The sequence below is a fragment of the Pseudomonas sp. GM33 genome, assembly GCF_000282295.1.
Taxonomy (GTDB): domain Bacteria; phylum Pseudomonadota; class Gammaproteobacteria; order Pseudomonadales; family Pseudomonadaceae; genus Aquipseudomonas; species Aquipseudomonas laurylsulfatiphila.
This window is the reverse complement of the sequence record NZ_AKJO01000092.1, coordinates 1-17,766: the sequence shown is the minus strand read 5'-3', so window position 1 is coordinate 17,766 and position 17,766 is coordinate 1. Positions and strand designations below refer to the sequence as shown.

Below are 17,766 nucleotides of genomic sequence, written 5' to 3'. Positions count from 1 at the left end.
GCAGTCGGAAAAGCTCAACCTACAAGGCCGCGTCGATTTTCTTGGCTGCGTCTTCGCTCACCCACGCGTGCCAGACTTCAGGATGTTCCTTCAAGAAGATCTTGGCCAGTTTTGGCGACTCGATCCGCTCTTTGGTCATGCGTCCCAGGTTCTGGTTCAGCAGGTCGATCGGCACGTTGACCTTTTCCAGTACGGACACCAGTTCCGGCGCTTCGTCGTGGAAAGTCTTGGACAGGCCGACCTTGATGGTCACCGTCTTGTTCACGCCTGGTTTCTCTTCGAGTTTCACCACGTCGACCTGGCCCATCAGCGGGGTTGGCGACCAGTAGTAGAACAGGATCGGCTCGCCACGCTTGTAGCTCGACAGCACGGCGGCATCCAGCGCCGGGCCGGTGCCTGGACGGAAGTTGGTGTAGGTGCTTTCCAGGCCGTAGCTCTTCAGCATTTCGCTGTTGTCGAGTTCACAGGTCCAACCGGCCGGGCAGTTGTAGAAACGGCCCTTGGACGGCTCTTCGGCGTCCTTGAAGATCGCCGAGTATTTGCCCAGGTCAGCAATGTTCTTCAGATCCGGCGCCTTGGCTTCCAGCTTGCGCTTGGCGTCGCCTTCGATCACGTAGCGCGGCACGTACCACCCTTCGATCGCACCCACCACCGGCGCGCCGACACCGACGACCTTGCCGGCCTTCTCAGCCTTGTTCCAGACTTCGCTGCGGCCGACCCACTCTTCGGCAAACACTTGAATATCGTTGCTGCTCAGGGCGTTTTCCATGGTGATGGAGTTGCCCGGCAGGCTGTCGGTCTTGCAGTCGTAGCCTTTCTCCAACACGACTTGCATCACGTCGGTGAGGAGCATGGCGCTTTCCCAGTTCAAACCGGCGAATTTCACCGGCTTGCCCGACTCGCACCAACCTGCCGCCTGAGTGGCGCCAGCGCTGGCCAGCAGGCCCATGGAAAGCAATGTGGTCAGCAGGGTCTTGTTCGATTTCATTGTTGTGACGCTCCTAATCATGAATTGGCTTACGGCAGTCAAGAGGCATCCAGCCCTGTCCACGTCCAATCAGGCCTGCGCCGCAGCGCGACCGACATTCAGCTTTTGTTCGGTGACCGCGTCCTGCTCGACCGGCAGGATCAAACGATCAGGCACTGTGCCGTGCCATTTTTTCGCACACAGGTAATACAGGGCTGCGGGAATCACCAGACCGATGATCCAGGAAATATCCACGTCACCCAGGGCCGCCACCAGCGGACCGGTATAGAACTTGGTGGAGATGAACGGCAGCTGCACCAACACGCCGAACACATAGACGCTGATACCGAGAAGGTTCCAACGACCATAGCGACCTTTCGGATCGGCCAGCGCCGGCACGTCATAGCGCTCGCGAGTGATGCAGTAGTAGTCCACCAGGTTGATCGCACTCCATGGCGTGAAGAATGCCAGCAGGAACAGGATGAAGGACTTGAACGCACCGAGGAACGAGTGCTGGCCGAGCAACGCCATCAGGGTCGCAGCACCGACGATGACCAGCACGAAAACCAGACGCTGCAAGCGCGTGACTTTCAGGTCTCCACGGAAACCGCTGATGATGGTCGCGATGCACATGAAGCTGCCGTAGGAGTTCAGCGTGGAAATGGTGACCTTGCCGAACGCGATGCTGAAGTACAGCAGCGCGGCGGTGGCACCGGTCCCGCCCAGACCCACGATGTACGCCACTTCGTGGCCGGCGAATTGCCCGTTGGCCGAAGCGGCAGCGAACACACCAAGGACCATCGCCACCTGTGCACCAATGACCGAACCTGCGCCTGCGGCGAAAAAGGTTTTCACCGAGGAAATCTTGCTCGGCAGGTAGCGAGAATAGTCAGCCACATAAGGGCCGAAGGCGATCTGCCAAGACGCCGCGAGCGACACCGCGAGCAAGAAACTGCTCCAGCTGAAGTGGCGGATTTGCAACAGAGCGCCAACGTCAACCTGGCTCATCAGACGGCTGAACAGATAAACAAAGGCAATCACGCCAATGACGCTGGCCACACGGCCGATCCAATGGATCACCCGATAACCGAGCACCGTGACCAGCACGATGACACTGGCGAAAAGGAGGATACCGACGGTGTCGCTGACGCCAAACAACTGGCCCAGCGCCTGGCCGGATAACACGGTTCCCGTAGCGGTGAAGCCCAGGTACATCAAGCAGACCAGCACGATCGGGATGGCCGCGCCGTACACGCCGAACTGTACCCGGCTGGAAATCATCTGCGGCAGGCCAAGCTTGGGGCCTTGCGCCGCATGCAGCGCCATCACGCCGCCACCGAGCAATTGCCCGATCAGCAGGCCGATCAGCGACCAGAACACGTCACCGCCCAGCACCACGGCGAGCGCCCCGGTGACAATCGCGGTGATTTGCAGGTTGGCACCCATCCACAGGGTGAATTGGCTAAACAGACGACCGTGTCTTTCCGCTTCCGGGATGTAGTCGATCGAGCGTTTCTCGATCAACGGTTTGTTGCCTGCACGTTCGTCAGTGACAGCCATGGTTCAACCTCTGTGGATTGTTCTGATTATTCATTGAGTTGATGTGTGGCTGCTCTTCTGTGGGAGCGAGCTTGCTCGCGATAGCGGTTTGTCAGTCAACAAAGATGTTGAATGTGCCGGCCTCATCGCGAGCAAGCTCGCTCCCACATAAAGCAGTACAGCGTTACTTGCCGGTAATCATCGGCAGGTTCAGCCCTTGTTCCTTGGCGCAGTCGATGGCGATCTGGTAACCGGCATCGGCATGACGCATAACGCCAGTGGCCGGGTCGTTGTGCAGCACGCGAGCGATACGCTCGGCCGCTTCGTCAGTACCGTCGCAGACGATCACCATGCCCGAGTGCTGGGAGAAGCCCATGCCGACGCCGCCGCCGTGGTGCAGGGACACCCAGGTCGCGCCGCTCGCGGTGTTGAGCAGGGCGTTGAGCAGTGGCCAGTCGGACACGGCGTCGGAACCGTCTTGCATCGATTCGGTTTCGCGGTTCGGGCTCGACACCGAACCGGAGTCCAGGTGGTCACGACCGATCACGATCGGCGCGGACAGCTCACCGCTGCGCACCATTTCGTTGAACGCCAAGCCCAGCTTGGCGCGCAGGCCCAGGCCAACCCAGCAGATACGTGCCGGCAGGCCCTGGAAGCTGATGCGCTCGCGCGCCATGTCCAGCCAGTTGTGCAGGTGGGCGTCGTCCGGGATCAGCTCTTTGACTTTAGCGTCGGTCTTGTAGATGTCTTCTGCATTGCCCGACAGCGCAGCCCAACGGAACGGGCCGATACCGCGGCAGAACAGCGGACGGATGTAGGCCGGTACGAAGCCTGGGAAGTCGAATGCGTTTTCCACGCCTTCTTCCTGGGCCATCTGACGGATGTTGTTGCCGTAGTCGAAGGTCGGCACGCCCATTTTCTGGAAGTCCAGCATCGCCTTGACGTGCACGGCCATCGATTGCTTGGCGGCCTTGATCACAGCAGCAGGTTCAGTCTTGGCACGAGCGCGGTACTGGTCCCAGGTCCAGCCGGCCGGCAGGTAACCGTTGAGCGGGTCGTGGGCGCTGGTCTGGTCGGTGACCATGTCCGGGCGCACGCCGCGCTTGACCAGTTCCGGCAGGATTTCAGCCGCGTTACCCAGCAGCGCGATGGAGATCGCCTTGCCTTCTTTGGTGTACTTGTCGATACGCGCCAGCGCGTCGTCGAGGTCTTTGGCTTGCTCATCGACATAGCGGCTTTTCAGACGGAAATCGATGCTGACCTGCTGGCATTCGATGTTCAGCGAGCAGGCACCAGCCAGTGTCGCAGCCAGAGGCTGGGCACCGCCCATGCCGCCGAGACCTGCGGTCAGGACCCACTTGCCCTTGAGGTTGTCGTTGTAGTGCTGGCGACCGGCTTCGACGAAGGTTTCGTAGGTGCCCTGGACGATGCCCTGGCTGCCGATGTAGATCCAGCTGCCGGCGGTCATCTGGCCGTACATCGCCAGGCCTTTGGCGTCCAGTTCGTTGAAGTGTTCCCAGCTCGCCCAGTGCGGCACCAGGTTGGAGTTGGCGATCAGCACGCGCGGAGCGTTGGCGTGGGTCTTGAACACGCCGACCGGCTTGCCGGATTGCACCAGCAGGGTCTCATCGTCGTTGAGGTTGGTCAGGCTTTCGACGATCTTGTCGTAGCATTCCCAGTTACGGGCAGCGCGACCGATACCACCGTAAACCACCAGTTCCTTAGGGTTCTCGGCGACTTCCGGGTCGAGGTTGTTCATCAGCATGCGCAGCGGCGCTTCGGTCAGCCAGCTCTTGGCGGTCAGCTTGTTACCGCGGGCAGCGCGGATTTCAACGTCACGAAATTTAGTCACGAAAAGAACTCCTCAGCAATCAATCCAAAACCAACCCAGGCAGTGGGCGAGCAAGCCAATGGGCATCAGTGCACACCGGCGAATCAGTGGACGATGGTTGAGTCCTCGTGACTCATACGCATACGTCTTTACTTGTACATACAAGCATATGCAATCAAGCGGCCAACTTGTTGGACAAGCATTCAAGAAAAATTCTGAAACGGCTGGAGAGCGCCTGGAATAAGGGCTCAGGCGAAGATGAAATATTTTCCGGGGATTTTTTGTGGCGAGGGACTTTGTTACTTGAGCGCGGTTTTGCGCCACGCTGGGGCGTTCGGTAACACCTGATACCCAAATGAGCGCATTCCAGAAACACCCTACAACATCATCAGAAACATCTGACTCCACCTCCATCAATCCTCGCCGACTTCACGAGCAAGCCCCCTGATGTCACTTCTGCGAGGAACCCGTAATGAAACACTGGAAAGTCCAAACCCACCTGCTCCTGCTTGCCGGCATTCTCCTGAGCAGCCTGACCGGCATCGGCGCACTCGGCCTGTACGGCATGCGCGCTACGGTCCAGGGACTGGAGACGGTTTACCTGGACCGGGTCATTCCGCAACAGGACCTGAAGAAAATCTCCGAGCTGTATTCAGTCCGGATCGTCGACGCTATCCACAAGGCCCGCGATGGCATCCTCAGTGGCGTCGACGCAGCGCAGCAGATACGGCAAGCGATGCTTGAAATCGAACCGCTCTGGCGCACCTACCTGTCGACTCGCCTGGTCGATGAAGAGGAACGACTGATCAGCGAAATCACACCGCTGATGCAGGCGACCGAAGTACCGCTCCAGCGTTTGCAGGCGGTCTTGAACCGCAACAACGCCGCCAGTCAGAGCCTGGAGCAGTTCGCAACACACCAGCTTTACCCCTTGATCGACCCGCTGACCTCACTGTTCTCGCAGCTGACGGATGCTCAATTGAAAGAAGCCCGCCATCAGTTCGAGCACAGCCAGGCACTCTATGAGATCAATATGAGGCTGATGGCCGTGGTCCTGGCCCTGGCACTGTTGTTTGGTAGTCTTTATGCCCTGCTGTTCAGCGCCAGGCTGGCGCGATACCTGGGCGCCGAGCCTCACGAGCTGGCCAGCATCAGCACAAGGATTGCCCAAGGCAGGCTCGGCGATCCGGTGAACAGTAACGCGAAGTCAACGGGTGTCATGCAATCGGTCGAGGCCATGCGGCGCAGCCTGGCCAGCATGATCGGCAAGGTGCGCGAGGCCTCGCAGCATATCGAGTCCTCGACCCTGAACCTGAGCATCTCGTCTGAACAAGGCCTGAAACAGGCTGCCGAGCAAAATGGCGCGGCCTCCTCCATTGCCGCCGCCGCGGAACAGATGTCAGCCAACATTACGCACATCGCCGAGAACGCTACGCAGGCGCACGACACCACACAAAAGGCCGAACAGATCACCGTTTTCGGCATTGCCACCATGGAGCGCTCTATCCTCGAGATGCAGCAGATCGCCCAACTGGTGACCCAGACGTCGGATGAAATCGACCAATTGACCCTGCACTCCAACGCCATCGGGAAAATTGTCGGCATGATCCACAGCATTGCCGAACAGACCAATCTGCTCGCACTCAATGCCACCATCGAGGCGGCGCGGGCCGGTGAACAAGGACGCGGTTTTGCCGTGGTGGCTGACGAAGTGCGGGAACTGGCAACCCGCACGACCCGCTCTACCGCCGAGATTGTGGTGCTGGTGAGCACCATTCAAAGCGGCATGAGAAAGGCCAACAGCAGCATGAACACTGGCCGCGAGCGCGTACTTCAGGGCCAACAATTGATCGACAGCGCCGGCGCGTCGATGAGTGACGTCAAGACCGCGCTCAGCGCGTCACTCAATGCAGTCAGCCAGATCTCCAATGCCTTGCAGGAACAGCGTGACGCCAGCGAAGACGTGGCGCGCAATGTGGAAAGTGTGGCGCAGCGGGTCGAGGAGAATGTCGCGGCGCAACAAGAGGCGGTGCAAACCATCCAGGCACTCAAGCGGATGTCGAGTGAGCTGGAGGCGACCGTTCGAGGTTTTACCCTCGAACGGGAATGACCGGGATCAGTCGCGCGAGGTCAGCTCGATCACGCAGCACAACCCTTTGATGGCGACGTCCAGTAATCCGGCATCAGCCTCCAATTGCAGGCAATCATGACGACCCAATTGCTGGTCGTTGTTATCGACCGACACCTCAACCTGCTCACTCATGCTGAACACCAACACCGTGCCCGCCGAACTGAAAAACCGCTGCTCGCCCGACAACCACTGCAACCGCGCGCTATAACGCAGCGGCGCGTAAATCAGGTTGAAATCGCGGATCGGCCCACCGAGCAATGTGCAGGACACCTTGCTTTCACCACTGAAGGCAAACGGGTCCAGCGGTAACAGTGGCCGTGTGTTCTGACCATCCACCGTCAGGGTCATGCCGTCGCCCTGCAACACGGTGATGATCCGCTCGTAACCGGCAAAAGTGGAAAACCCGCCCGACTCACCGATATCGGCAATCGACAGGCGCCAGCCGAAGCCATCCAGGCCGGTGCCGGCATCGCGGGTGATTTCTTCGGTGCTGCCGCCGCCGTTTTTCCACGGCATGCGCGGGTAATCCTTGGCGCGTAAAACCTTTGCGTTACTCATTTATGGCTCTCTATTTATGAAACCGACCTTCCAGGCGATGACGGGAACCGGGGTGGATCAAGCGAGCGGCGGTCACCGGCTGGCGGCCGGACCAGGTGCGGCGACGGATCAGCAGGCACGGCTCGCCTTTTTCAATCTGTAGCAATTTGCATTCGGACGGCTCGGCCAGGATCGCCTCGACCACGTGCTCGCCTTCGGTCAGCGGCGCGACCTGGTTCAGGTAGGCGTAGGGCGTTTGCAGGGTGAAGTCCTGCTTGAGGTAATCCGGCGCCACCAGCGCGTTGACGAAACGGTCTTCGATCTGCACCGGAATATCGTTTTCGAAATGCACAATCAGCGAATGGAACACCTTCTGCCCTTCGCGCATGTCCAGGGCCAGGGCGCGCTCGGAGCCGGCGGCCTCTTCTTCAAGAGTGATGACCTTGCAGGTGTGGCGATGACCGCGGGAAGCGATTTCGTCAGCGATGTTGTGCACCTCGAACAGCGCGGACTGGCTTTTCGGCTCGGCGACGAAGGTGCCGACGCCTTGCATGCGCACCAGCAGACCGTCGGCAGTCATCTCGCGCAGTGCGCGGTTGATGGTCATGCGGCTGAAGCCCAACTGGTTGACCAGCTCGCTTTCCGACGGAACGCGGTAGTGCGGCGGCCAGTTTCCACTGTCGATTTGCTGGGTGATCATTTGTTTGACGCGGGCGTACAAGGGCGCCGGACTGTCGCCCATGTTCGCGGCCAACGGAGAGACTGGAGGCGGAGTCGGCACGGTTAATCCTTGGTCGTTTAGTTGATGTCGCTAGCTTGCCGGAGTTTACCGGGCAGGCAAACGTCTGTATATGTATATACAAATAACACACGATGGGGTGCTGAACCATGTCCGCCTTCTTTGCCGAACGCGCGCTGCTGCCTAGTGGATGGGCCAACAATGTACGTCTTGAGGTCAGCGCCGATGGCGTATTGACCCATATCCAGGCCGATTCTCATGCAGATGGCGCCGAGCGGTTGAGCGGTCCGCTGCTGCCTGGCATGCCGAACCTGCACTCCCACGCCTTCCAGCGGGCCATGGCCGGGCTGGCGGAAGTGGCGGGCAATCCGAACGACAGTTTCTGGACCTGGCGCGATCTGATGTATCGCCTCGTCGGAAAAATCAGCCCGGAGCAACTCGGCGTCATCGCCCGTCAGCTGTACATCGAAATGCTCAAGGCCGGTTACACCTCGGTGGCGGAGTTTCATTACGTACACCATGACATCAGCGGCCAGCCTTATGCCGACCCGGCTGAACTGGCCCTGCGTATCAGCCAGGCAGCAGGTTCCGCGGGCATCGGCTTGACCCTGTTGCCAGTGCTCTACAGCCACTCCGGTTTCGGTGGCCAGACCCCGAACGAAGGTCAGCGCCGCTTCATCAACAGCACCGAAAACTACCTCAAGCTACAATCGCGCCTGCAACCGGTCCTGGCACAGCAACCGGCTCAGTCCCTGGGATTGTGTTTCCACTCATTGCGCGCGGTCACGCCGCAGCAGATCAATGAAGTGCTGGCAGCCAGCGACAAGCAGTGCCCGGTGCACATCCACATCGCCGAGCAGCAGAAAGAAGTCGACGACTGCCTGACCTGGAGTGGTCGTCGTCCGCTGCAATGGCTGTACGAGAACGTCGACGTCGATCAACGCTGGTGCCTGGTCCACGCGACCCACGCCAACCCGGAAGAAGTCACGTCGATGGCCAAGAGTCGCGCCATCGCCGGCCTGTGCCTGACCACCGAAGCCAACCTCGGCGACGGGATCTTCCCGGCGGTGGACTTCCTCGCCCAAGGCGGCCGCATGGGCATTGGTTCCGACAGCCATGTATCGTTGAGCGTGGTGGAAGAATTACGCTGGCTGGAATACGGCCAGCGACTGCGTGACCAACGGCGTAATCGTTTGTATGGCGCGGAGCAGCCGATGGTCGGGCGCACGCTGTTTGATGCCGCGCTGGATGGCGGCGCTCAGGCACTGGGTCAGCCGATTGGCGCGCTGGAAGTGGGCAAGCGCGCTGACTGGCTGGTACTGGACGGCAGCGATCCGTACCTGGCAACGGCCAGCGGCGACGGGATTCTCAACCGCTGGCTGTTTGCCGGTGGCGATCGTCAGGTGCGGGATGTGCTGGTGAACGGCCAGTGGGTAGTGCGTGACGGGCGCCATGCCGGCGAAGAGGAAAGCAGCCGCGCCTTCACCCAAGTCCTGCGCGAACTCTTGGGCTGACACCAAAAAACTGTGGGAGCGAGCTTGCTCGCGATAGGGCCATCAGCTTCAACAATGATGTTGACTGACAGGCCGCCATCGCGAGCAAGCTCGCTCCCACAGGGGTATATGTATCAGCTGGACGTCTCGGCCATCTGCTGTTCCGACGCCCGCCAGATCAACCGGGTGGTGTCATAACCCTGCTGACGCGCCTTGCTCAGCAACTCCTCACGCACCACTCCGTTCACGGTCGGCGTGCGCGACAACAGCCACAAATATTTCCGGCTCGGATCACCGACGATGGCGGTCTTGTAGTCATCGCTGACATACAGCACCCAGTACTCGCCCTTCGCCGTACCCGGGATCAGCCTGGAAAACCAGGTATCGAACTCGACTTTCAGCTTGTCGTTCTTGCCCGGCACCTCCGGATAAGCCGTGCCCTTGACCTCTTCCCATTGCCACTGCGCTGTCAGGCAGCGGTTCAATACCGCGACGTTGCCATCGGGTTTTAGCGTGTAATGGGCCTCGGATTGCGCGCAGTCACGCTGGAAGTACATGGGCAAACGGGCCAACTCGTACCAGGTGCCCTGGTAGCGCTTGAGGTTGACGTTTTTGGCCGTCTTGGGCGCCAAAGGGTCCTGGCTAGACGTGGCACAGCCAGCCAACACCAGGCCGGCAAAAAGGATGATCAATAACCGCTTCATTATTTTTCTCCCGTGGGCGATCGCCCCGGTTTACTTCAGGCCTTGGCCGGAAAACATCAGCACTTTGTCACCGGCGAACTGCACGCTGATAAAGCTGTTCTTGTCGCCCCAGGTGCAACTGGACATGCCGAGCGCGCCTGAACAATCGGCGGGTTTGCCCAACAGGGTTTCCACATCGGCCTTGGCCATGCCGGCCGAGAGCTTCGAGTAGTTTTCCTGATTGACCTTGCTGCAGGCAGCGAGCAATACGCAGAACGAAAGCAGGGCGATGGAACGCAGCGACATGGTGAAACTCCGGGGGGCGTAGGGGATTGGCATGGCTGCCAAGCTGAAGCTTAGAAGAGAAAACCCCTGTCTGGTTCCCTGCCCGGCAGGCTATTTATCGGGCCACTCGTCTGCCTTTTGCCGAAAATCAACCACTTTCCTCGTTCACCAGGCATTTCGTCGTTTTTCAGAATAATCCGCCTAATCTTTGGCGCCGTTCAGTCGACATAAATGCAACGCAATGCCACGTCGGTGGCATTTGCTTCCCCATTTTGTAGAACAGCCCCTCTGCGGTAGCTCATCCCATGACCAGAAACATGAAGTTCAGCCACAAGATCTTGCTGGCTGCCGCCCTCGTGGTGGCCGTCGCATTCGCTTGTTTCATCCTGTTCAACGACTATCGCCAGCGCGAAACCCTGCGCAACAATACCGAAGCCTCGATGCAGGAACTCGGCAGCCTGACCACCAGCAACATCCAGACCTGGCTGGAAAGCCGCATGCAGTTGCTGCAATCGATGGCCCAACAGGTCAGCGCCGATGGCAATGCCCCCGCCAGCCTGAAACGGATCATCGACCTGCCCGCCTACACCGGCAACTTCCAGCTGAGCTACTTCGGTGGCGCCGACGGCGTGATGTTCTCGGTCCCGGCCGGCAACCGCGCGGCGGACTACGATCCGCGTGCCCGCGGCTGGTACAAAGCGGCCAATAGCGCACAACAGACCATCGTCACCGAACCCTACATCGCCGCCTCCTCCGGCAAACTGGTGATCACCGTGGCCACCCCGGTAAAGCACCAGGGCCAGATGATCGGTGTCGCCGGCGCCGACATCGATCTGTCCAGCGTCAGCGCGATCATCAACTCGCTGAACTTCGGTGGCCACGGTCATGCGTTCATCGTCGGCGCCGACGGCAAGATCCTGATTCACCCGGACAGCAAGCTGGTGCTCAAGAGCCTGGCCGAGGCCTATCCGAGCGACACGCCGAAAGTCAGCCCGGGCCTGAAAGAAGTCGAGATCGACGGCAAGCGCCAGTTCATCTCCTTCACCCACGTCAACGGCGTGCCATCGGCGGACTGGTACGTGGCACTGGTGCTCGACCAGGAAACGGCGTTCTCGATGCTCAGCGAATTCCGCACCTCGGCGATCATCGCCATGGTGATCGCCGTAGTGATCATCATCGCCCTGCTGGGCATGCTGATCAGCCTGCTGATGCAGCCGCTGCTGACCATGGGCCGCGCCATGCATGACATCGCCGAAGGCGAAGGTGACCTGACCAAACGCCTGACCATTCACGGCCACGACGAATTCGGCGCGCTGGGGCTGTCGTTCAACCGCTTCGTCGAACGCATTCACACCTCGATCATCGAAGTGGCCTCGGCTACTGGGCAGGTCAACGAAGTAGCGCTACGGGTAGTGGCCGCGTCGAACTCGTCGATGTACAACTCCGACCAGCAAGCCTCGCGCACCAGCAGCGTGGCCGCGGCGATCAACCAGCTCGGCGCCGCCGCCCAGGAAATCGCGCAGAACGCCGCCCTCGCCTCGCAACATTCCAGCGACGCCCGCAGCCTGGCCGAAGACGGCCAGCAGGTGGTGGATAAAACCATCGCGGCGATGCAGCAGTTGTCGGTGAAGATCAGCGACTCGTGCGGCAACATCGAAACCCTCAACAGCAACACGGTCAACATCGGGCAGATCCTGGAAGTGATCACCAGCATCTCCCAGCAGACCAACCTGCTGGCGCTCAACGCCGCCATCGAAGCGGCCCGCGCCGGTGAGGCCGGTCGCGGTTTTGCCGTGGTGGCCGATGAGGTACGCAACCTCGCTCATCGCACCCAGGACTCGGCGCAGCAAGTGCAGACGATGATCGAAGAGCTGCAGGTCGGCGCCCGCGCAGCGGTGGGCATCATGACCGACAGCCAGCGCCAGAGCGAAAGCAGCGTCGGCATCGCCAACCAGGCCGGCGAACGCCTGGGCAGCGTGACCCAGCGCATTGGTGAGATCGATGGGATGAACCAGTCGGTCGCCACCGCCACGGAAGAACAGACGGCTGTGGTGGAGTCGATCAACGTCGACATCACCGAAATCAACACGCTGAACCAGGAAGGCGTGGAGAACCTGCAGGCGACCTTGCGTGCGTGTGCCGATCTTGAGCAGCAGGCGGCGCGGTTGAAGCAGCTGGTGGGTAGCTTCAGGATCTAATTGTTCTCTCGGGCCCCTTCGCGAGCAAGCCCGCTCCCACAGTGGATCTCCAGTGCGACAAAGATCCCTGTGGGAGCGAGCCTGCTCGCGAAGACGGAATCAGCAACAACGAAAAGTTAGAACCGTGAACCCGGCTTCGACAGAAACGCCAGCTCCTCAGCCGTAGACGCCCTTCCCAACACCGCATTGCGATGCGGAAACCGCCCAAACTGCGCAATCACTTGCTGATGCCGCTCGGCATAGTCCAGGTAGTCGCTGAACAGTGCCCGATCGCTTTCCGGCTGCTGCGCCACCAATTCGATATAACGCGAGACGCCTTCGTTCTGCACCGCCAGGTTCTCGCTGTGCTCGAACACCAGGTAGATGAACACCCGCTGAATCGGCTGCAACTGCCGGTCGAAATCCGCGGCAATGCCTTGCGCCACCAGTGCCTGAGCCCTGATGTCACCGGAAAAAGCCTTGGGAGAATCGCGAAAGATCATTCGCGGGAGTTGATCGAGCAACAGCACCAGGGCCAGCCAACCTTCAGGACGTTGCATCCACTCGGTCAATCCGCCGGCCAGTGCCTGCTCAACCCAGTCCCCGAAACGCTCACGCGCTTCGAGGTCCTGGCTGTCGCGCTTGCCGAACCATAACCTGCCCTTCTGCGCCGCCACTTCGCTCGCCGATCCGGAACTTCCGAACCACCAATCAAGCAACGGCTGCCAGGGCGCGGTCATGGATTATTCCTTGTGGTAAGCCGTGACGCGGGCCACTTCTTCTTTCGAACCGAGGAACACCGCCACACGCTGGTGCAGGCCTTCCGGCTGGATGTCGAGGATGCGCTGATGGCCGTCGGTGGACGCGCCGCCCGCCTGCTCCACCAGGAACGACATCGGGTTGGCTTCGTACATCAGGCGCAGCTTGCCCGGCTTGGACGGCTCGCGGCTGTCACGTGGGTACATGAACAGACCGCCGCGGGTCAGGATGCGGTGCACGTCGGCTACCATCGCGGCGACCCAGCGCATGTTGTAGTTCTTTTTCAGCGGGCCTTCATCGCCGGCCAGCAATTCGCTGACGTAGCGCTGTACCGGGGCTTCCCAGTGACGCTGGTTGGATGCGTTGATGGCAAATTCCTGGGTGGCTTCAGGAATGGTGATGTTCTCGTGGGTCAGCACGAAGCTGCCCATTTCACGGTCCAGGGTGAAGCCTTTCACGCCGTCGCCCAGGGTCAGGATCAGCATGGTCTGCGGACCGTAGATCGCGTAACCGGCGGCCACTTGCTGGGTGCCTGGCTGCAGGAAGGCCTTTTCATTCAAAGGCTCGTTCTGGCTCAGGTATTCGTTCGGGCAGCGCAGCACCGAGAAGATGGTGCCGACCGGGGCGTTGATGTCGATGTTCGACGAACCGTCCAGCGGGTCGAATACCAGCAGGTACGCGCCTTTCGGGTATTTGCCCGGGATCTGGTAGGCGTTGTCCATTTCTTCGGACGCCATGCCGGCCAGGTGACCGCCCCATTCGTTGGCTTCGAGCAGGATTTCGTTGGAGATCACGTCGAGCTTCTTCTGCACTTCGCCCTGGACGTTTTCAGTGCCCATGCTGCCCAGTACACCACCCAGGGCGCCTTTGGACACGGCGTGGTTGATCTCCTTGCAGGCACGCGCCACCACTTCGATCAGGAAGCGCAGATCGGCAGGAGTGTTGTTGCTGCGGGTCTGCTCAATCAAATAGCGACTCAAGGTAACGCGGGACATGGAAGGCTCCGGTGGAATGGGGGGCTAAAAACCCGCGCAGTTTAACGCGAGTCGGGGCGCATTTCCTCCTATCAGACGTGATCCGCCGAAGAGAGTTCATGCGCGGGGTTGAGCGTAGATGGAAATGGGCGAGTGTGAGCTTGCGAACAGAGGTCATTTCGGCACTTTTATTGACTGAGCGAACGCTTTCGCGAGCAGGCTCGCTCCCACAAGGACTGCGCTGTACCTGTGGGAGCGAGCCTGCTCGGGATTGGGTGCGCAGCACCCACAGTCAGGATTTGGCAGAAGGCTTGCGCAGCAGACTGAACGCCATCGCCACCAGGAACACCACGCAGAGCAGCAACACCGCCCATAACCCGAATTTCTTCCAGCTGGTGTCGATCGGCGCCGACGTGGTGCCTGCCGACGGCTGTGCAGCCACCGTCCCGACATCCACCATGGCCCGGCCCAGGGTCGCCAGCTTTTGCGGGCTGTAATCCGGAATCAGCGTCGACAGCGGCAAGTTCGCCGCCTTCGCCGTCGAGCTCCCCACCGCCAGCGTGTAAGGCCCCGGCCCACGTGCCAGAAACACCAGTTGCGTGGCGCGCATGGCAAACTTCAGCGTCGGCGCCTGATCACCCAGACCGCCGCCGCGTTCGTCCACGGTCAGTTTCAATTGCTGGACGATTTGCCCGGACAACTGCAATTGGTTTTGCACCACGTCCTCACCATTCTGCGTCAGGCGATAGAGCAAACCACTGCCCAACGGCTGCCATGGCAGGCTGCTGTCGCGCCGACCGGCCAGGCTCACCGGCGCCAGGCTGTTGGGTTGGCTCAACGCGACCTGCACCCGCTCGACATTCAGCCCCATCGGCAACTGCCAGGTGTATACACCCACCTTCTCGGTGCTGCCGTTCAACGCCTGGGACCAGACCAACGGCAGCGGCAGGCTGCGGGTATTGGCGCTTTGCAGTTGCGCCGAAGTCAGTGTCGGCGCCGAATGCGGGGTGATCCACAGCAACCGCAGATAGCGCGCCGACTGTCCCGGCAGGTTGACCTCGTGCTGTTCGACCCGCTCGTCGGAAAAAGTCAGGCGCGCCACCTGCCCTTCGCCCCAGGACTGCCAATGCTGCAAATCATCGCTGGCTTCGACGGTGAAACGCTGGAAGCCGTCGCGTTCGCTGGTCCAGTCGAGAATCAATTGCTGCAATGGCGCCTTGATCGAGGAAGCGTCGAGCAACCAGCCGCGCAGCTCCTCCTCACCCGGCTCCAGCTGACTGGAGGGCTGCACCTCGACCAAAGTGCCATTGGCGCTCGATTGCACCCGCACGCTCGGTGCGGTTTCAGTGGCGTCCTCCGAGTTGTACAGCGCAAACCGCTTCACCTCGGTCAGGGTGCGCGTTTCACGGCTCTGCGCAGACTCCCGGGCCAGGGCGTACGCCTGAACATCACCGACGGCATTGAACACCCGCAGGTCGCTCAGGTCGGCCTGCCGCGCATTCAGTTGTACGCTCAGGGGCAGTTCAAGGCGATACCAAGGTCCTTCGCCCGCTACCGACAAAGGCACTTGGGTGGTGAAGTCCGCCGGTTTTTCCTGGGCGATCGCCGACAACACCACACCCATGGCAACAATGCCCAGCCAACCCAGGTTCAGCTTCTGACTCAAGACGACACTCCTTGTGATTCCGGGACTGGTTTGCCGGTATCCGGCACAGCTTCAGCGCGTTTGGGCGGTAGCGGAGCGAAATACCCCACCACCAGCAGCAGCACGCCGACACCGATAAACGAAACGATCCGCGCCAGCCCGCCGCGATTGCTCAATTCGACAAAAAACAGCTTGGCCACAACCACGCCAATCAAGGCCGCACCGATCAGCCAGACTTCGCGACGGCGACGCAAATGGCCGCCGATCATCAGGCTCAGGGCCATCAAGGTCCAGACAATGGACAGACCGGCTTGCACCCGCATCGACTCCAGCAACGGATCCAGTTCGAACGGCACCCCGCTCCAATGGTGCGCCGTGCGCATCACCAAGGCCGTAAAGAACACGAACAGCGAGGCACCTGCGACCCCTTGAGTGGCGATGGCGGCGTATTCCTTGCGGACAGCCAGTTGGGGCATGGCGCTGCGGGACCAGACATAGACGCCGAACAACGCAAACAACAGGCCCAGCTCCAGCGGGTTGATCAATGGCACGTAAGGCAGCGGCTCGGCGTTGCCCTCACTGGCGACATTCGCCAGCCAGAACCAGCCGAGCATCAGCAAGGCCAGTGGCGCAGCGGCGTACACACGGTATTCCCGCGGATAGGCCGACACCGGCCAAGGCCATGCGCGAGGTGCTGCCATCAACACCAGATACAGGCTTGGCAGAATCGCCCAGCCCAACCAGCGCCAGGCGTTGTATTGCTCGGACAACACCAGCAAGGCGTAACGCAGTTCCAGCGCCAGCACGCCCATCAACAGCCAGCAGCCGAGCACATGGGCGACGCTCAGCACGGGCGCTGGCAGCATGGGCGTCAGGCGCCGCAGGGAGATGAAATGCACCACGAACACCGCGGCCCACGCCAGCCAGCCGAAGTTGGCCGCCGGGTGATAACGCGAGTGCCAGGCCGCGAGCAGTACCAGCGCCGCAGCGGGAATCAACACCGTGCCGAGTCCCGCCAGTGACGGCCATTTCAGGCGCAGCGCCAATACCGTCCACAGCGCAACACTCACGGCAGCGATGCCCAACAACAACGTCGCCTGCATCGACTGCGGCGCAAAATGCAGCACTTCGATGACCCAGGCCAGCGCCCACCAACCTGCGCCCCACACCAGCAACGCCTGGGACAATCGCAACAGACTCAGCCCATTGAACGCGGTGAATGAATGACCGATCTGCATACGCCAGGCCCCGACCATCGCGGCCAACCCCAACACCAGCGGCGCCCAGAACCCGCCATGGGCCAGTGGCTGCAGACCGTCACTGAACTGCGGCCCAGCCGTCAGGAACAGTGCACCACCCAACAGTTGCACAGCGAGTGCGGTGAATACGAACGTGCGCGATTGCAGGTGCAAGCCAGCCAACAACGTGAGCACCCCGGCCAAGGCCCAACTGATCACCGTGCCGTGGCTGAAGAAAAACAAGGGTGCCAGCAAATAGAGAAACGCCAACCCGAGACAAGCCAATACCGGCAGGCCTTTGAGCTCCCACGGCCTGATCTGCTCCGGCAAGGCTTTGCGCAATTGGTAGAAGCTGAACAGCAACGCAACGCCCAGTAACAGCGCCCCTAGCGGTACACCACCGAGCAGGCTGCTCTCGCTGTCGTGCAGCTCGCTGAGAAACGCCAGCGCCGCCCCCAATTGCAGCAGCAAGGCAAAGGCCCGGCCCAGGGGCCTTTGTTGGCGCAGACCGAGCCAGAAGATCCCCGCGCCTTCAACCGCCCATGCCGCCGTCGTCCAGCGTGCATCGAGCCCCAGCGGTATCGCCAGGCTGGCGAAGATCACACCCAGGGCCAGGCAGGTTTCTCCCAACAACAGCGTGCGCCCGGCCATCAGCCAACGGGCAAGCCCCATGTAAATCATGCCCATTGCCAAGGCACTGAATGCAGCAGCGAATTCCAGATGCTGCACCAGCGCGAACTGCAAGCCGAAACCCGCCAGTGGCGGGGC

14 protein-coding genes and 1 pseudogene are annotated in these 17,766 nt (G+C 60.8%); 4 read left to right on the top strand and 11 right to left on the bottom strand.

Going from position 1 to position 17,766, the window contains the following annotated elements; genetic code table 11:
• Positions 1-19: 19 nt before the first annotated feature.
• The 3 genes from PMI26_RS12400 to hutU all read right to left on the bottom strand — a co-directional run bounded on the left by PMI26_RS12400 (position 20) and on the right by hutU (position 4,358).
• Complete coding sequence (locus tag PMI26_RS12400; RefSeq protein ID WP_007975540.1) at positions 20-988, bottom strand: ABC transporter substrate-binding protein; 969 nt, start codon at positions 986-988, stop codon at positions 20-22.
• A 69-nt stretch (positions 989-1,057) separates the two neighbouring features.
• On the bottom strand, positions 1,058-2,527 hold the full coding sequence (locus tag PMI26_RS12405; RefSeq protein WP_007975539.1) for a purine-cytosine permease family protein: 1,470 nt from the start codon (positions 2,525-2,527) through the stop codon (positions 1,058-1,060).
• Positions 2,528-2,690: 163 nt separating this feature from the next.
• On the bottom strand, positions 2,691-4,358 hold the full coding sequence (hutU, locus tag PMI26_RS12410) for a urocanate hydratase (protein WP_007975538.1): 1,668 nt from the start codon (positions 4,356-4,358) through the stop codon (positions 2,691-2,693).
• Positions 4,359-4,809: 451 nt separating this feature from the next.
• Between hutU and PMI26_RS12415 the strand changes: the two genes are divergently transcribed.
• The gene (locus PMI26_RS12415) at positions 4,810-6,447 is read left to right on the top strand and encodes a methyl-accepting chemotaxis protein (protein ID WP_007975537.1); all 1,638 of its coding nucleotides are present in this window, start codon (positions 4,810-4,812) and stop codon (positions 6,445-6,447) included.
• Between the two features lie 6 nt (positions 6,448-6,453).
• On the opposite strand, the gene PMI26_RS12420 is transcribed toward PMI26_RS12415, so the two are convergent.
• Positions 6,454-7,026 (bottom strand): HutD/Ves family protein, encoded by a 573-nt coding sequence (locus PMI26_RS12420; protein WP_007975535.1) that lies wholly within the window; start codon positions 7,024-7,026, stop codon positions 6,454-6,456.
• 10 nt (positions 7,027-7,036) lie between these two features.
• Entirely contained in the window at positions 7,037-7,747 is a 711-nt protein-coding gene (hutC, locus tag PMI26_RS12425) for a histidine utilization repressor (RefSeq protein ID WP_161793960.1), read from the bottom strand.
• Between the two features lie 146 nt (positions 7,748-7,893).
• Between hutC and PMI26_RS12430 the strand changes: the two genes are divergently transcribed.
• On the top strand, positions 7,894-9,258 hold the full coding sequence (locus PMI26_RS12430) for a formimidoylglutamate deiminase (RefSeq protein ID WP_007975533.1): 1,365 nt from the start codon (positions 7,894-7,896) through the stop codon (positions 9,256-9,258).
• A 113-nt stretch (positions 9,259-9,371) separates the two neighbouring features.
• Here the strand turns inward: PMI26_RS12430 and PMI26_RS12435 are convergent, their stop codons facing one another.
• Together PMI26_RS12435 and PMI26_RS12440 are read right to left on the bottom strand one after the other, a co-directional pair.
• Positions 9,372-9,941, bottom strand: a complete 570-nt coding sequence (locus PMI26_RS12435; RefSeq protein WP_007975532.1) for a lipocalin family protein — start codon at positions 9,939-9,941, stop codon at positions 9,372-9,374.
• Between the two features lie 30 nt (positions 9,942-9,971).
• Complete coding sequence (locus tag PMI26_RS12440) at positions 9,972-10,226, bottom strand: hypothetical protein (protein WP_007975531.1); 255 nt, start codon at positions 10,224-10,226, stop codon at positions 9,972-9,974.
• 284 nt (positions 10,227-10,510) lie between these two features.
• Between PMI26_RS12440 and PMI26_RS32375 the strand changes: the two are divergent.
• Both PMI26_RS32375 and PMI26_RS32370 read left to right on the top strand, forming a co-directional pair.
• Positions 10,511-11,545 (top strand): annotated as a pseudogene (locus PMI26_RS32375) (HAMP domain-containing protein); the annotation flags it as partial.
• 93 nt (positions 11,546-11,638) lie between these two features.
• Positions 11,639-12,403, top strand: coding sequence for a methyl-accepting chemotaxis protein (locus tag PMI26_RS32370; protein WP_443200847.1), 765 nt, complete (start codon positions 11,639-11,641; stop codon positions 12,401-12,403).
• A gap of 116 nt (positions 12,404-12,519) precedes the next feature.
• Here PMI26_RS32370 and PMI26_RS12450 read toward each other — a convergent pair whose 3' ends face one another.
• From PMI26_RS12450 to PMI26_RS12465, 4 genes are all read right to left on the bottom strand, one after another.
• Positions 12,520-13,122, bottom strand: a complete 603-nt coding sequence (locus tag PMI26_RS12450; RefSeq protein WP_007975528.1) for a DUF924 family protein — start codon at positions 13,120-13,122, stop codon at positions 12,520-12,522.
• A gap of 3 nt (positions 13,123-13,125) precedes the next feature.
• Positions 13,126-14,136, bottom strand: coding sequence for a class 1 fructose-bisphosphatase (locus PMI26_RS12455; protein WP_007975526.1), 1,011 nt, complete (start codon positions 14,134-14,136; stop codon positions 13,126-13,128).
• A 271-nt stretch (positions 14,137-14,407) separates the two neighbouring features.
• Positions 14,408-15,781 (bottom strand): DUF3999 domain-containing protein, encoded by a 1,374-nt coding sequence (locus tag PMI26_RS12460; RefSeq protein ID WP_007975525.1) that lies wholly within the window; start codon positions 15,779-15,781, stop codon positions 14,408-14,410.
• A partial coding sequence (locus tag PMI26_RS12465; RefSeq protein ID WP_007975524.1) for a DUF2339 domain-containing protein occupies positions 15,778-17,766 on the bottom strand: 1,989 nt, incomplete at its 5' end. The genes PMI26_RS12465 and PMI26_RS12460, both read right to left, overlap by 4 nt.

Bases quoted from the DNA above. Each gene is read 5' to 3' on its own strand.
- PMI26_RS12450 (WP_007975528.1), bottom strand. From the start codon at position 13,122: ATGACCGCGCCCTGGCAGCCGTTGCTTGATTGGTGGTTCGGAAGTTCC.
- PMI26_RS12400 (WP_007975540.1), bottom strand. From the start codon at position 988: ATGAAATCGAACAAGACCCTGCTGACCACATTGCTTTCCATGGGCCTG.
- PMI26_RS12455 (WP_007975526.1), bottom strand. From the start codon at position 14,136: ATGTCCCGCGTTACCTTGAGTCGCTATTTGATTGAGCAGACCCGCAGC.
- PMI26_RS12435 (WP_007975532.1), bottom strand. From the start codon at position 9,941: ATGAAGCGGTTATTGATCATCCTTTTTGCCGGCCTGGTGTTGGCTGGC.
- PMI26_RS12420 (WP_007975535.1), bottom strand. From the start codon at position 7,026: ATGAGTAACGCAAAGGTTTTACGCGCCAAGGATTACCCGCGCATGCCG.
- PMI26_RS32370 (WP_443200847.1), top strand. From the start codon at position 11,639: ATGTACAACTCCGACCAGCAAGCCTCGCGCACCAGCAGCGTGGCCGCG.
- PMI26_RS12415 (WP_007975537.1), top strand. From the start codon at position 4,810: ATGAAACACTGGAAAGTCCAAACCCACCTGCTCCTGCTTGCCGGCATT.
- PMI26_RS12430 (WP_007975533.1), top strand. From the start codon at position 7,894: ATGTCCGCCTTCTTTGCCGAACGCGCGCTGCTGCCTAGTGGATGGGCC.
- PMI26_RS12405 (WP_007975539.1), bottom strand. From the start codon at position 2,527: ATGGCTGTCACTGACGAACGTGCAGGCAACAAACCGTTGATCGAGAAA.
- PMI26_RS12440 (WP_007975531.1), bottom strand. From the start codon at position 10,226: ATGTCGCTGCGTTCCATCGCCCTGCTTTCGTTCTGCGTATTGCTCGCT.
- hutC (WP_161793960.1), bottom strand. From the start codon at position 7,747: ATGGGCGACAGTCCGGCGCCCTTGTACGCCCGCGTCAAACAAATGATC.